General features: G+C 37.2%; 14 protein-coding genes. 9 read left to right on the forward strand and 5 right to left on the reverse strand.

Going from position 1 to position 15,293, the window contains the following annotated elements; translation table 11 throughout:
* Positions 1-181: 181 nt before the first annotated feature.
* The 6 genes from ACFINU_RS00450 (at position 182) to thpR (ending at position 5,226) form a co-directional block, all read left to right on the forward strand.
* Positions 182-904: a response regulator transcription factor gene (locus ACFINU_RS00450; RefSeq protein WP_005774392.1), complete on the forward strand. Its 723-nt coding sequence runs from the start codon at positions 182-184 to the stop codon at positions 902-904.
* 39 nt (positions 905-943) lie between these two features.
* The gene (locus ACFINU_RS00455; protein ID WP_375617497.1) at positions 944-2,728 is read left to right on the forward strand and encodes a stimulus-sensing domain-containing protein; all 1,785 of its coding nucleotides are present in this window, start codon (positions 944-946) and stop codon (positions 2,726-2,728) included.
* Between the two features lie 23 nt (positions 2,729-2,751).
* A complete protein-coding gene (locus tag ACFINU_RS00460; protein WP_375617496.1) occupies positions 2,752-3,216 on the forward strand; it encodes an HPr kinase/phosphatase C-terminal domain-containing protein in 465 nt (154 codons plus the stop codon).
* A gap of 135 nt (positions 3,217-3,351) precedes the next feature.
* Positions 3,352-3,750 (forward strand): PTS sugar transporter subunit IIA, encoded by a 399-nt coding sequence (locus tag ACFINU_RS00465; RefSeq protein ID WP_375617495.1) that lies wholly within the window; start codon positions 3,352-3,354, stop codon positions 3,748-3,750.
* 17 nt (positions 3,751-3,767) lie between these two features.
* The gene (locus ACFINU_RS00470; RefSeq protein WP_012754483.1) at positions 3,768-4,061 is read left to right on the forward strand and encodes an HPr family phosphocarrier protein; all 294 of its coding nucleotides are present in this window, start codon (positions 3,768-3,770) and stop codon (positions 4,059-4,061) included.
* Between the two features lie 625 nt (positions 4,062-4,686).
* The gene (gene thpR / locus ACFINU_RS00475) at positions 4,687-5,226 is read left to right on the forward strand and encodes an RNA 2',3'-cyclic phosphodiesterase (RefSeq protein ID WP_375617494.1); all 540 of its coding nucleotides are present in this window, start codon (positions 4,687-4,689) and stop codon (positions 5,224-5,226) included.
* Between the two features lie 106 nt (positions 5,227-5,332).
* On the opposite strand, the gene grpE is transcribed toward thpR, so the two are convergent.
* Both grpE and hrcA read right to left on the reverse strand, forming a co-directional pair.
* Positions 5,333-5,995, reverse strand: coding sequence for a nucleotide exchange factor GrpE (gene grpE, locus ACFINU_RS00480; protein ID WP_375617493.1), 663 nt, complete (start codon positions 5,993-5,995; stop codon positions 5,333-5,335).
* Positions 5,996-6,119: 124 nt separating this feature from the next.
* Entirely contained in the window at positions 6,120-7,190 is a 1,071-nt protein-coding gene (gene hrcA, locus ACFINU_RS00485; protein WP_375617492.1) for a heat-inducible transcriptional repressor HrcA, read from the reverse strand.
* Positions 7,191-7,696: 506 nt separating this feature from the next.
* Here hrcA and rdgB point away from each other — a divergent pair.
* Complete coding sequence (rdgB, locus tag ACFINU_RS00490; RefSeq protein WP_375617491.1) at positions 7,697-8,344, forward strand: RdgB/HAM1 family non-canonical purine NTP pyrophosphatase; 648 nt, start codon at positions 7,697-7,699, stop codon at positions 8,342-8,344.
* Entirely contained in the window at positions 8,341-9,540 is a 1,200-nt protein-coding gene (gene hemW / locus ACFINU_RS00495; RefSeq protein WP_375617490.1) for a radical SAM family heme chaperone HemW, read from the forward strand. The genes rdgB and hemW overlap by 4 nt, the downstream gene beginning before the upstream one ends.
* Positions 9,541-11,164: 1,624 nt before the next feature.
* Here hemW and dapE read toward each other — a convergent pair.
* The 3 genes from dapE to ACFINU_RS00510 all read right to left on the reverse strand — a co-directional run bounded on the left by dapE (position 11,165) and on the right by ACFINU_RS00510 (position 14,117).
* Positions 11,165-12,337 (reverse strand): succinyl-diaminopimelate desuccinylase, encoded by a 1,173-nt coding sequence (dapE, locus tag ACFINU_RS00500; protein ID WP_375617489.1) that lies wholly within the window; start codon positions 12,335-12,337, stop codon positions 11,165-11,167.
* Between the two features lie 222 nt (positions 12,338-12,559).
* Positions 12,560-13,306, reverse strand: coding sequence for a M48 family metallopeptidase (locus tag ACFINU_RS00505; RefSeq protein ID WP_375617488.1), 747 nt, complete (start codon positions 13,304-13,306; stop codon positions 12,560-12,562).
* Between the two features lie 31 nt (positions 13,307-13,337).
* Positions 13,338-14,117 (reverse strand): alpha/beta hydrolase, encoded by a 780-nt coding sequence (locus ACFINU_RS00510; protein ID WP_375617487.1) that lies wholly within the window; start codon positions 14,115-14,117, stop codon positions 13,338-13,340.
* 196 nt (positions 14,118-14,313) lie between these two features.
* On the opposite strand from ACFINU_RS00510, the gene infC reads away from it, so the two are divergent.
* Entirely contained in the window at positions 14,314-14,832 is a 519-nt protein-coding gene (infC, locus tag ACFINU_RS00515; RefSeq protein ID WP_375617486.1) for a translation initiation factor IF-3, read from the forward strand.
* Positions 14,833-15,293: the final 461 nt, after the last annotated feature.

Here is a 15,293-nt window from a genome sequence, read left to right on the forward strand (position 1 = left end):
ATCTTAATAGACGTAGAAACATTATAAATTATGAAAGCAAAACAAGATTTTACAGTAATGACAAAAGTTTTTTTACTTTGCTACAATTTGTATCATATTTGTTTTGCAAAAAAAATATGAACTCCCATATAAATAAGTGTGGGTAATTTGCTACCACAGCAATAGAAAGGTCTAAGAAACCATGAAAGATACACCAACAATCACGCAAACGATTGTACTTGTTGATGATGATCGCAATATTTTGACATCTTTATCTTTTGCGCTTGAGACAGAAGGATATCGGGTTGAAAGCTATACAGATGGAGCATCTGCACTCAAGGGTCTCACACTTCACCCTCCACACTTAGCTATTTTTGATATTAAAATGCCCCGAATGGATGGGATGGAACTTTTGCGTCGTTTGCGTCAAAAATCTGATCTTCCAGTTATTTTTCTTACCTCTAAAGATGATGAAATTGATGAATTATTTGGTCTCAAAATGGGAGCTGATGATTTTATTACTAAACCTTTCTCCCAACGTCTTCTTATTGAACGCGTGAAAGCTATTTTACGCCGTTCTAATGCACGTAACCAACCGCTTTCTACAGGAACTTCTTCCACCTCTTCTCTCAAACGCGGAGATCTTGTGATGGATCAAGAACGCCACACCTGTACATGGAAAGATAAACCTGTTATTTTAACCGTTACGGAATTTTTGATTCTGCAAACCTTAGCACAAAGACCAGGAGTTGTAAAAAGTCGTGATGCTTTAATGGATGCTGCTTATAGTGATCAAGTCTACGTAGATGATCGCACCATTGATAGTCACATTAAACGTCTGCGTAAAAAGTTTAAACAAGTGGATGATGATTTTGCAATGATTGAAACACTTTATGGTGTAGGTTATCGTTTCCACGAGGTATAAAACTACTTTGTCGCAAAAATTTGAATGGCAATCAAATCGATGACAGACAATTTTCAACTGGAAACTTTACAAAAAACAACCGTTAATGGTACATCCTCGACGCCATTTCTTATGTTCGCTCGTTTGCATCTTCGAACACAACGTCTCTTTAGACAATTGCTTTTTTCCAGCCTCACACGTCGCATTGTTATATTAAACATTGCTGCTCTTGCTGTTTTAGTTACAGGCATTTTATACCTTAACCAATTTCGCGATGGTTTAATTGAAGCAAAAATCAAAAGTTTATGTACCCAAGGAAAAATTATTGCTGGGGCTATTGCTGCTTCTGCAACAGTAGATACAAATTCTATCCTCATTGACCCTCAAAAACTCTTAGAGTTACAGACTGGTGAAAGCGTTACACCCGCTCCTCAATCAACCGATTCTTGGGATTTTCCTATTAACCCTGAGCAAGTTGCCCCTCTTTTACGGCGTCTTATTACACCTAAAACGACAAGAGCACGTATCTATGATCGTGATGCTACTCTCCTTCTTGATTCGCGCGTTCTTTATTCTAGTGGAGAAGTTTTTAGTTATGATTTACCCCCACTTAAAACAGAACAAAACATGTGGGATCGCCTTACTTCATGGTATTCAAGCGCATTTTATGGCAAAGGTATTGCTCTTGACAGAGAACAAACAAAAACCAGTGGTATTGCTTATCCAGAAGTGTACCGCGCATTAAACGGATCTCTTGCTACGGCTAAAAGACGCAACAGACAAGGGCAATTAATTGTTTCTGTTGCCGTTCCTGTTCAACGCTATCGCGCAGTGGTTGGAGCTCTTCTTCTTTCAACCACTGGTTCCGATATTGATAACATTGTAAAAGGCGAAAGACTGGTTATCTTTAAAGTTTTTGCCGTTGTAGGTAGCGTACTTTTGGTTCTTTCTCTCTTTTTGGCCCATACGATTGCCCATCCATTAAGTAAATTATCTGCCTCGGCTAATCGAGTGCGTAATGGCAATAATCAGCGTGTAGAAATTCCTGATTTTTCAATGCGTGAAGATGAAATTGGTCACCTTTCAACTTCTATTCGTGATATGACTAATGCCCTTTATATGCGTATTGAAGCCATTGAACGCTTTGCTGCTGATGTAAGCCACGAATTAAAAAATCCTCTCACCTCTCTACGCAGTGCTGTTGAAACGCTCCCTCTGGCTAAAAATGAAGAAGCACAAGAGAAATTGCTGGAAATTATTCAACATGATGTGCGCCGCCTTGATCGGTTGATTACAGATATTTCTGATGCATCGCGACTCGATGCAGAGCTTGCACGAGAAACCGCAGAGATTGTTGATATGACACCGCTTTTGGAAAGTCTTGTTCATGCTGTTCAGGAAGTGTATCGTAATACGCAAACCATTGATATAAGCCTTAATATTGTCCCACGTCCTCATGGAAAAGCCTATCTTGTATTGGGACACGAACTCCGTTTAGGGCAAGTGATTTCAAATCTTCTTGAAAATGCGCGTTCTTTTATTCCTCGGAATCGTGGCAAAATTTGCATTACTATGAAAAGTCATGCTTCAACCCTTATTTTAACCATTGAAGATAATGGCCCAGGTATTCGTTCAGAAAATATTGAACGCATTTTTGAACGTTTTTACACAGATCGACCAAATGAAGATGCTTTTGGACAAAACTCTGGACTTGGCCTTTCTATTAGTCGGCAAATCATCGAAGCTCATAATGGGACAATTACAGCCGAAAATATTATTGATCCTACACTTGGGAAGTGTAAAACTGGTGCACGTTTTACTATTATACTTCCGCTTGCTAAATAAATCTTTTATCCAAAGTAAAAGACATGAAAACAAAATGTGAAATACTCCACGCAAATTGCCTTCAACTGGGCGGCAAGGGGCTGTTAATTATAGGTCCATCGGGATCAGGAAAATCAACCATCACCCTTTCTTTGCTTGACCGCGCTGAGTGGTCAAAACGTGAAGCGAAGCTTATCAGTGATGATTATACAATGTTGCGTGCGGAAAATGGAAAGCTTCACGGATACACTCCTGATAATTTAGAGGGCGGCATCGAGATTCGTGGCGTTGGTCTTTATATGATAGAATTTAAAAAGCACACAACTATCGATTGCATTATTTTTCTCGGTCCGGAATATGAACGTTTTTCCACAGATAAAACTTTTCAATTTGAAAATTTGCACATTCCTCTTTTAAAACTTCCCTCTCTTCGTGAAGCCGATTGTACAGCCATTTGTCAAGCTATTGAAGCATTTTTGTTTAGAAAAATATGGCTAAAATCTGTCTAATTTTTTCTAAAGATAAAAAAATCACAATTTTTGCCTTTTTTTTGCAAATTTTTCTTGGCAGCAAGATAAAGCCTTGTACAATGTCTTTCCCACCAACTATGGTTGGGTCTTATTAGTTAACAGGAGTTTGCGTAAATGATTGGACTCGTGCTTGTAACGCACGGTGAGCTGGCTGTCGAATTTTTACATGCCGTGGAACATGTTGTTGGAGTACAAGAAAAGTTCGCAACAATATGCGTTTATCCCGATGACGATATAGATCAGCGCCGAGGTGATATTATAGCCGCAGTAACCGATACAAATACGGATCATGGCGTCATCATATTAACAGATGTGTTCGGTGGAACACCATCAAATATAGCTATTCCTGCTATTGAAAAAGGACGCGTTGAAATGATTGCGGGTGTTAATTTGCCCATGCTTATTAAACTGATTTCTATTCGCAAATGTCCTGATATTTCATTATCAGACGCGTTAAGAATAGCACAAGAAGCAGGGCGTAAATATATTAATGTACCAAGTATGATTTTATAGCGGATAATAAAATACCAATGTTTTCCAAAGATACCCTCCCATGTATAAGTCGTCATTTCAATATCTGTAATAAACGTGGATTGCATGCACGTGCTTCTGCAAAATTTGTACAAACTGTTGACAATTTTAATGTTACTGTTGAAGTTGAAAAGGACGGGAAAATTGTTGGCGGATCATCAATTATGGGACTTATGATGCTAGCGGCTTCATCCGGTTGCAACCTCACCATTCGTGTTTCAGGACCAGAAGCAACAGATGCTCTTAATGCTCTTGAAAAGCTCATCAATAACAACTTTGGAGAGGAAAACTAGTGCTTTTTCATCATAAACAAAGATGATAATTCTTAGAAAATAGGAACTTTCCATCATTATTTTGAATTTTAATTTCTCTTCCCGCTTTATACCAATATTCATATCCATTATAGATTGGCATAATTATCATAAATGTAAAAGCTTATAGTAATTTTGTTATGCTCGATTTTTTTCTTCCTTTCCTAACATTATTTGACCAATTTGAATAGTTTTGCGTATTATGGCTATTCCCCGACTTAATCATATAATTAAATTTTTACAGAAAAGAGAACTCTTCACCTTGTATTAAAGTATGCTTTATTTTAGGCTAAAGATAAATGTCAAAATAATTTCGCACATCAAAAATCTATCAACTTTTCTTATTTTCTGCTAACTTTGTAGCCTTTATAATACACAAGTAATCTTCCATTGCACATCATTGTGATACAGATCCTGAAAACGCAATTCTTATCAATATCATAGCCATTTTCTTAAAACGAATAAGCTTTGTACGACCATAATTATAGTAAGCATTTTTTAGACATTCTTTTTCTATACTATTGCCTTGTTTTCTGTGGTACGTACCCCGCCCTTATTATCTATATTGCGCTTGGGATAGCATCTTTCATTATAAGGAGATAATATCATGGGTCGTCTATTTAGTGCTCTTCAGATTCCTCAACAAACAACAAAAGCCCTCGTATCATTGCAAAATGGCTTACCAAAAGCGCAATGGATCAACCCGCAAAATTTTCATGTCACCTTATCTTTTTTTGGCGAAGTTGAAAGCTCCTTAGCAGATGAAATTATGCATACCTTTAACACTATAGAACTTCCTTCTTTTACGCTACAGATAAAAGGTTTTGAAGTTTTTGGTTCAGAAAATGCTCCTCATTCTCTTGTGGTTCGCATTGAACCTTGTGAAAAGCTTACTCTTTTACATGAAAAGACGCAATATATCCGGAATAAATTAGAGTTAAAGACTGATAAAAGACTATTTATTCCGCATATCACTCTTGCACGAATATTTGATATTAATCTTAAAGATCTTTCTTCTTATCTATCTTTTCAAGATGATTTTTTTGTTCCTCCTTTTGAGGTTGATCATTTTGTTTTATTGTTATCGGCCTCTCCCTTAAATAAGGCTCCCTATATTGTAAAAGGAAGTTGGGCGCTTCAAAGATAAAAGGGTGTTTATAACACCCTTTAAAAACCCTTTAAGAAAAGACTTCATATATGTGTGATTGCAGGGAATACTGCATTTTATGTTAGAGATTTATTATTGATGTGTTTTAAGCCGAATCATCTTCAACAGAAGCTCCTTTTGCTCCTCCTTTAGCTACACCCACTATAGCTGGACGCAGCACCCTTTCCCCGATAATATAACCTGCCTGAACCACTTGTTGAACAGTATTATCTGGAACATCAGCATTGGGAATTTCAAACATTGCTTGATGAAAGTGAGGATCAAATTTTTGCCCCTCTGGATGAATTTTTTGCACCCCATGACGTTCTAATGCTGCCATCATGGCACGTTCAGTCATTTCAACGCCTTCTGCCAATGATTTCAAACCAGCATCACTCTCCCGTGCACCTTCTGGAATAGCTTCCAAAGCACGATTGAGATTGTCAGAAACCGATAACATATCCCGTGCAAAATTAGCAATGGAATAAGCCTTTGCATCCGCCACATCTCGCATAGTACGGCGTCGAAGATTTTCCATATCTGCAACAAGACGTAAAAGTTGATCTTTCAATTCTTTATTTTCATCCTGCAAAGACGCTAAAAGATCACTAATCTCATTGCTTTCTGTTTCAACGACTTCGTGTTCCTCTGTTTTATGTGTTTTTAAAAATTCATCGGCTGCCTGTTTAAGTGTATTACGATCAGCTGGATTTTTTAAATCACAATTTTCAAATGAAGCGTCAGTAAATTTGTTTTTTTCATCAGACATAAAAATTTTATTCCTTCATAAGATTCGTTATTCTCGATATCGAAATTCTACAGACAAAAATCAAGGGGTATCGATGTATATAATACAATAAGCTTTTATAGTACAAATACTTACTTGCATCGTTTTAACGCAATAACTGTGACACAAGTTGAGCTGTATAATCAACCATGGGCACGATCCTTGCATAATTAAGCCGTGTAGGACCAATAACACCTAAAGCACCAATGACTCTTTGTTGTGAATCACGATAAGGTGCTACAACTAAAGAAGAACCAGAAAGTGAAAATAACTTATTTTCTGAACCAATAAAAATTCTAACCCCAGAACCTTCATCCGTTAAATCGAGAAGCTGTGCCATACTCTCACGCGTTTCAAGATCATCAAACAAATGGCGTAATCGTTCTAAATCTTCTTCTGCTTTCACATCTTCAAGTAAATTGCTACGCCCGCGAACAATGAGGTGTATTTTATGATCAGCACCTTCTCCTCCCCAAAGAGCTAATCCCGTTTCAACAAGATGATGCGATAAATTATCAAGTGCTGCCCGTGTTTCTGCGCATAAGCGGGCAATTTCCCCTTTAGCTTCACTCAATGTACGCCCTTGGATATGGGCATTGAGAAAATTCGTTGCTTCCGTCAATTGTGCATGAGTAACCCCTTCTGGTAAATGAACAATACGATTTTCAACTTCACCTTGTTGAGTCACCAAAACGGCAAGAGCGTGCTCCCTATCAAGGCGCACAAATTCAATATGTTTCAATGTTCCTTCTTGTTTTGTTGCTAAAACAAGCCCTGCCCCACGTGAAAGATCTGAAAGAACTCGGCTTGCTTGAACAAGAAAATGTTCAACCGATTGTGCATGACCAGCCTCTTTGACTTGCATTTCAATATTTTCTCGCTCTTCATTTGGCAAATCACCCGCTTCCATAAATGCATCAACAAAAAAGCGTAAACCTGATTGTGTTGGCATTCGACCCGCAGAAACATGTGGTGCATAAATCAAACCGAGATGTTCAAGATCACTCATCACATTGCGAATCGTCGCAGGCGATAATGTCTGTTGTAAAAGGCGCGAAAGATTACGTGATCCTACAGGTTCACCATCATTAAGATAAGCTTCAACAATATGGCGAAAAATATCACGCGAACGTTCATCAAGATATTTTAGTTCATTATCAATAGTTTTGTGCTTCATCACAATTGTTTCACTACTTTTAAAATCCTCATCTCTTATATAAGTTTTGCCAAGGTTTGGTCAAATAGTCTAAAGTAGTATAAAAATATATTATCCTATTAAGCTGTAAAATGCTACCTTTCAGAGTGATGCTTGATAAATTACGCAGGAAATATTTTTTGTTAGAGTGTGTGAGAAGTATTTAAGATAAGAGTTGATCTGTAAAGTAGTCTGCTGTAGGGACTTGTCAAGAGACATTTAGATTGATTAAAAACCGCTGTAAATAGAAAATTTCACCTTTTAGAGCAAGCAGGAAATTGGAAATTTACCATAAAAATGCTATCATAAATAAAGACATGTCTTTCATATCTTTGCAAGGTTATTTTCATACAAGATAAAAAATTTTATTGGAATAAAATATCATTAAACGTGTAAAATGATCATATCATGTAAAATGTGTGTGTATGAGCATTTAAACCGGTTTTTAGCACAAAAATAATTCCCCTTTCATTTTTGGAGAAATCTATATGAGAAGCATAGCAGATAAAAAACTTGTCATTGCTACACATAACACCGGAAAATTGCATGAAATCACTACTTTAATTACGCCTTTCGGTTTAATAATACAATCGGCAAAAGAACTGGGCTTGCCAGAACCAAAAGAAACGGGAAAAACATTTGAAGAAAATGCTTATATTAAAGCTTTTTCAGCAGCAAAAAAAACAGGACTTCCTGCACTCTCTGATGATTCAGGCTTAGAGGTAGATGCATTGGAGGGCGCGCCAGGCGTTTATACCGCTGATTGGGCAATTCAAGCCGATGGTACACGTAATTTTCCAAAAGCTATGAAAAAAATAGAAAATGAACTCCAAAAAGTCGGAGCACGAGAAAAAAGTCAACGGAAATGCCGTTTTATATCCATCATTTGCATTGCATGGCCTGATGCTCATGCAGATTATTTCCGCGGATGCGTTGAAGGAACGTTCATTTGGCCTCCACGGGGAGACAAAGGCTTTGGTTTTGATCCTATTTTTTTACCCGATGGATATGAAAATACCTTTGGAGAAATGTCAACAGAGCAAAAACACAACTGGAAACGTAATGATCTTCCCCCTCTTTCGCATCGCGCACGTGCTTTCAAACTTTTGGCAGAAAACCTTTTAGCATTCTCATGAATGAACCTTTCGGCATTTACATTCATTGGCCTTTTTGTGCAGCTAAATGTCCTTATTGTGACTTTAATTCGCATGTTCGCATCCATGGTGTTGATCAACCACGTTTTGTCACCGCCTTTAAGCGCGAAATAGAAACGCAATACCACAAAATAGGCCCACGCCATATTACAAGTATTTTTATTGGTGGAGGAACCCCTTCTCTTATGGAGCCACAGACTGTCGATGCCCTATTGCAAGCACTTGCAAAAAAATGGGTAGTCGATGATAAAGTTGAAATTACATTAGAAGCCAATCCATCCAGTGTGGAAGCAGAGCGCTTTCGTGGATACCGTGCGGCAGGTGTTAATCGCTTATCTCTAGGAATACAAGCGCTCAATGATAAAGCATTGCGCAAACTTGGCCGACTCCATAATGTGGAACAAGCTCTTTGCGCCATTACTTTAGCACGGAAAATTTTTCCACATTTATCCTTTGATCTCATTTATGCGCGTCCCGAACAAACCCTTGAACAATGGAAATCTGAACTTGTACAAGCAATTGATTTAGCAGCGGACCATCTTTCTCTTTATCAATTGACAATCGAAGAAGGAACTGCCTTTAAACGGCTTCATGATGCAGGAAGACTTATCCTTCCCCCATCAGAGCTAGCAGCAGATCTGTATCATCTTACTCAAGAAATAACGGCACTAAATGGACTTCCTGCCTATGAAATCTCAAACCATGCAATGCCCGGTGCCGAATCAGCACACAATCTTCTTTATTGGCGTTATCACCAATATGCAGGCTTTGGTCCAGGAGCACATGGACGTTTCATTGAGCACACACCGAATCATTCCTCTTTCTGTTCAAAAACATTGTCATCACACCTTGAAAACCGCGAACGTTATGTCACAATAAATGAAAAGCATCCCGAACAGTGGCTTAATTTGGTAGAAACAACAGGACATGGCTGTATTGAAACGGAACATTTAACCACTGAACAACAGGCAAATGAAATGCTCCTTATGGGATTACGCCTTTGCGAAGGCTTAGAACTTATACGCTATGAAACCTTAAGCCCTAAACGCATTCCAATGGAAAAACTGATCGATTTACAACACCAAGAATTGATAGAAATGGTGGATAACCAACGCTTAAAAGCAACAACCAAAGGACGTATTGTTCTTGATCACATCATCAGCCAACTCGCAAACTAAAGTTTTTATAACAACATACTTATTTTAATCATAATTATCATTTTTCACAGCAAAGGTGAGATTAGAATATCGTGAGATCCTCTCATTTCAAAACTATTTATAGCAAGCTAGTTACCGCCATTTGCTTACACCTTAAAAAGGGAGAAGCATGTGGATAAAAACTATAAAAAGGAGTAAAAAGGCCTCTGATGAACACTCTTAAATGCTAAAAGCTATTGCAATATTTTGAGCTAGAAAATGTATGGTGCTCTAACTTTATTTTTCATAAACATAAAGATGAGGAGGCACTGTAGACTTTATACGCTTCACGGAAAATTTTATACTACACTATTCATAAGCACCGTAGTGGCATAAATGTGATAAACATTGAGAAAATTTCTTTAAAACAAGTATGTGAATGCATAATACGATAATGTATTGTTCTTTATGAAATCGTGGCACCATTTAAAGAACCAGAGAAATAAGCATGAAGCCATGCATCAGTCTCTGATTATTTAAAAAGATATTACTCTAGTTACTTTTGAAAACCGTAAAGCCGAATAAAAAAGGAGAGTAAAAAAGCACGCTGATTTTCACCTTTATACCTTTTATATTTTCCCTCAATCAGGTTGTGGTTGTATGTCTGTTTCAGAGATTATAAAAAATAGATATACACAATACTTTTATCCTATTCTGGCATATAAAAGCTGTTGTCGCAAAAAATACTGAACCAATATTTATTTGAGATACGCGGCTGTATGATTGGTGTTGATTTATAGATAACAGCAACATCATGAGCTTTATTACACAAATAATGCACTCAAATGGCAAATATACCAAATATGAATCGAGATTGCTTTGTTAGCGAGCGAAATGACATTAATCCCATATAATTTCACTTGTATGCGTACATGCTTATGAGTATCTATACGCGTCCTTTAAGGTTATTTTATTAAAAAATTGAGAATAATACTAGGACAATCCTTGGCTAAAGAAGTCAACGTGATGCTACAAAAGAATTTCTGTGTACCTTTATCATAACCAATATTAAAGCTGATTAAATAAGCTCACCTTCTATCTCGTAATGATATTGCAACGGAAGTTCTTGGGGACAAAAAAAGCAGAGCAAAATATATGAAATAAAATAAACTTAAAGCGCTTTTCCTATAGTCTTTATTCTAAGAGAGTCTAATTGAAATAAGAGGTACCTTTTGTGAGAGCTCAGAAACCATATTAAAACATGAGCTGTGAATGAGCGCATTTATGTTGTACAAACTTTTTACAATAGCAACATGTTTTTGTGTGTCTTCATGGCTTCAACCTGTCACTACACAATGATGATATAATATTCATTGTTTTCCATATATGATTGCACTGCCTTTCTACACCTTAAAGAACGAATATTTTCAATCTAATATGGTCTAAATAGTTCTGCTTCTTCAAGCAGTCCTCTTTTGGCTTTCCAATTATGTAATTCAATTAACTAAAGATTCTACAGACAAGAATCCCAACTTAAGAATATTCATCACTTACTCTAAAACCACTTAATATATTAAGTTTTACGGAACTCGTATCACCATACCTTAAATGGTAATATCTTATGGCACAACAAGATAAAAGTATTTTTGAACCAGCAATCTTTTCTTTATGAAAAAAAATCAATAATAAAACGCTCATAAATAGTAGTAAGCGTTTCCACTGCATCAAGGGACACACACTCATCTACCATATGCATCGTTTGCCCTGGTAAGCCGAATTCAACCACTGGGCAATAATCCTTAATAAATCGCGCATCCGAACTACCACCTGAAGTGGAACATTCTGGTATATTCCCTGTTACACTTTTAATAGCATTGGATAAAGTTTGAATAAGTTTATCATTTTTGGTTAAAAAAACATCCCCTAAACTTGGAATCCATTCAAGCTGATAAGAGGGATATTGGTTACCATTGTTTTTTGATTGCACCAAAGCAAGACGCTTTTCAATTTCCTCCACCAGTGTTTCTTTTGTCCAAAGATCATTGTAGCGTATATTAAAACGAACTGTTGTCTGCGCTGGGATAATATTGACTGTTAAATTACCGGTATCGATGCTTGTTAGCTCTAGATTACTAGGTTGAAAATTCTCTGTCCCTTTATCTAAAGCAGTTTGTGTCAATGCTTGAATAAGCTTACTTGCCAAAGGCAAGGGATTAGCAGCCCGCTCTGGAAAAGCAACATGACCTTGGCAACCCTTCACGGTAATAATACCAGAAATCGATCCGCGGCGACCAATTTTGATAATATCACCAACAGTCTTTACGCTTGTTGGTTCCCCCACAAGAGCCGCAGTCCATTTTTCACCTTTTTTTTCTGCCCATTTGAGAAGTTTTACCGTACCATTAACAGCAGGCCCCTCTTCATCACCAGTAATTAAAAGGCTTACCCTTCCTTTAATGGGTCGTTTCTCAAAAACTCGCGCTAGAGCCGCAATAAAACAAGCGATTCCACCCTTCATATCAACAGCACCCCGCCCATATAATTTTCCTTGATCTATGACAGCTTCAAAAGGTGGATAAGTCCAATCTTCCAATGCACCTGGCGGTACGACATCCGTATGACCCGCAAACATAAGATGGGGTCCTTCACTTCCCATTTTTGCATAAAGATTTTCAACATTGTCTGTATTTTTATCCGTAAAAATAGGGCGCTCGACATGAAATCCCATTTTTTTCAAAAATTGTTCCAAAGTTGATAACGCCCCTGCTTCATGAGGTGTAACAGAAGGACAACGAATAAGTGCCTGTAATAGCTGAAGTGGATCTGTAAGAACAGACATAAAAAACCTTCCCATTTTTTATAAGTCATCGGAACTTAGGGTTATTACGCTGAATTACAAAAAAGATAAAGTAAAAACATTGAAGACACTCAGCAAACCAAGCAGGGGAGAACAATCGTGCTGAGAGCTTCAATGGCTTCCTCATTATACATGAGCAAGCACACACACAACAAAACACTCAACAAAAAGTTCCGTTAAATATTGCCTTCATTTGAAAGTTTTTTACGCCTCTAAATTATATGAATCAAAATTAATTGCATGCAGTCTAGGAGCATTTTCTTTCAACCAAGCACGATATGTTTTACTATCAGGACATAGCTCTTCACAAAGAGCCCAAAATCTTGGCCCATGATTCATTTCAACAAGATGAGCAACTTCATGGGCAACAACATATTCCACAACTTCTTTTGGCGCCATAATAAGGCGCCAAGAAAAAGAAAGACGCTTATCTATTGAACAAGAGCCCCAACGACTTCTCGTATCTTTATAACAAATGGATTTGACTTTACGCTCTACCTGATGAGCATAATGTGCCACCAAAGGCGTTATAATAAGCGCCGCTTGTTTTTTTAAAACGTCAGCAATGCGTCTTGGAAGATATTCTAATTGACCATAAACAATAATTTCAGGCCCTTGCTCCGCATCTGCTGTAATGATTTCTGTTACTCCACGTCCCTCTCTATGTTTTATGGTATGAGAAACACCCAATAAGGGAATTGTCGCCCCCTCTTTGAGATAAGCATTTTTATGAGAGATTTGTACATGAGCAAGACGTGCCTCAATCCAAGATCGATGCTTTTCAATAAAATTTTCAACCGCATAGAGATTTATTGCTGGTGGTGTTGTTATACAAATCTCCTGACTTCTGGCATCAATACGTAAGGTAAGACGGCGCGCATACTTATTTTCCCGCACCCGTACAGGTACAGAGCGCTCAGAAAAAATAAAATGCTGTTTAGAAATGCTCATATATTTTTATCTTCATCAATAAATGTACCCCTTACTTTCCATTAATCTGATTAATAAAAGATCTCAATACTGTTTCAAGGCAATCTAAATCTTGTGGACGAGAAAAGCGATGATCTGCATCACGAACAAGTGTCAATGTTACATCATGGAGAGGTAAATGATCAAGTAAAGTCAATGTATGCTGATAGGGAATATCTTCATCTTCCATCCCTTGTAGAATATGGACTGGACACCCAACATCAATGCATCCTTTCATAACACAATTTTCGCGCCCATCTTCAATCAATGTTTTTGTAAAGGGCATTGGCTCTGTATCATCAACTGCAGGTCGTTCTATATAGCCTTTCTCCTCCAAAATCTTCCATTCTTCTGGGCCTAATTTTGGTTCCACCAATGTTTGTGTAAAATCAGGTGCTGGAGCAATCAATACCATGCCAGCAAGCTTCTTATTTTTCTGTGCTAGCATCATAGCAAGCCTTAGCGCAATCCACCCACCCATAGAGGAACCAATCAAAATTTGTGGACCCTCACAATAGGTTTCAAAAGTCGCTAAACTTTCCTTAACCCAACGCGAAATTGTTCCTTGAAAAAAATCACCTTCAGATTCTCCATGTCCAGAATAATCAAAACGTAAACAAGACAAATCATTCTTCTGAGCAAACTGATCAACTAACGTTGCCTTACTTCCTAACATATCGGATTGATAGCCAGGAAGCCAAACCAAACCTGGAGATTGGCGCCCCTTGCGATAGCGTACTGCAAGTGCGGTGTTCTCAAATGAAAAAAACTGACAAGGAATATTTTGATCCATGATTCTTTATCCTCCATAAAATAATTTCTTTAAATTAAGAGAAAAACTTTTATAATCTAAATCATCCCAAAAAGTAATAAATCAAATAATGAAAATAACACGAATTATAGTTGTTTTTAGGTACATAATTGTATATTAAATTAACTGTAGTTGAATCAAAATTTAAGGAGCATAAACCATTCGTAAACCGTTTAAAATGACACCTACCCAAAAAGACGGACCACGTTCAAATCAGGATATTCGGGTACCTCATGTTCAGCTTATCAATGATGAGGGACAACATCAGGGAGTTGTTTCGATACAAGAAGCTCTTGCTATGGCTGCAGATGCGGGACTTGATTTGGTTGAAATTGTACCAAATGCGGAGCCACCTGTATGTAAAATCATCGATTTGGGAAAATTAAAATATCAAACCCAAAAAAAAGCTGCTGAAACACGTAAGAAGCAAAAAGTCATCGAAATCAAAGAGATTAAGATGCGCCCAAATGTTGATGTCCATGATTATGGAGTCAAACTCAAGGCTGTTCATCGCTTTATTGATCATGGTGATAAAGTAAAGATTACTTTGCGTTTTCGTGGTCGTGAGATGGCTCACCAAGATCTTGGATTAAAGCTTCTTCAGCGTGTGAAAGAAGATACAAGTGAAATTGCCAAAATCGAATTGGAGCCAAAGCTTGAAGGCCGGCAAATGATGATGGTGATAGCACCTAAATAGTTTTGCATTGGAATAATATTCGCATGCAATTCATCAAAATGATGTGTATAGTATTATTTAGAAGCACCACATAGAGTTTTTGTGGTGCTTTTAAGGTTTTATAAATGTGTATAAATCCTTTTAAGAGTTTAATAATGCTTGATCGATTTATAAGAAGAATTCATTATTTTGCATATTAAATGAGAAAACTCAAACATCGTAAGGTCTTCTTATTTCAAGCTCTCTGTATCATGCAATGCGGCAAAATTGTTTGCTTACACATCACAAATGGAGATGATACATAAAAATTATCAAAAAAGCAGAAATGTTTTTTGTGAACTATTTCAAGTGCCAAAGACTATCACAATATGGAAATTGGTAAATACAATAGTGAAACTTGCCGGTACCTTTTATTGAAAACTAAAAATAATGATGAACAACGAATTTTCGTTATACCTTTCACAGAAACTTTGCACTACATT

Source organism: Bartonella sp. AC130YNZD (assembly GCF_042196865.1).
GTDB lineage: Bacteria > Pseudomonadota > Alphaproteobacteria > Rhizobiales > Rhizobiaceae > Bartonella.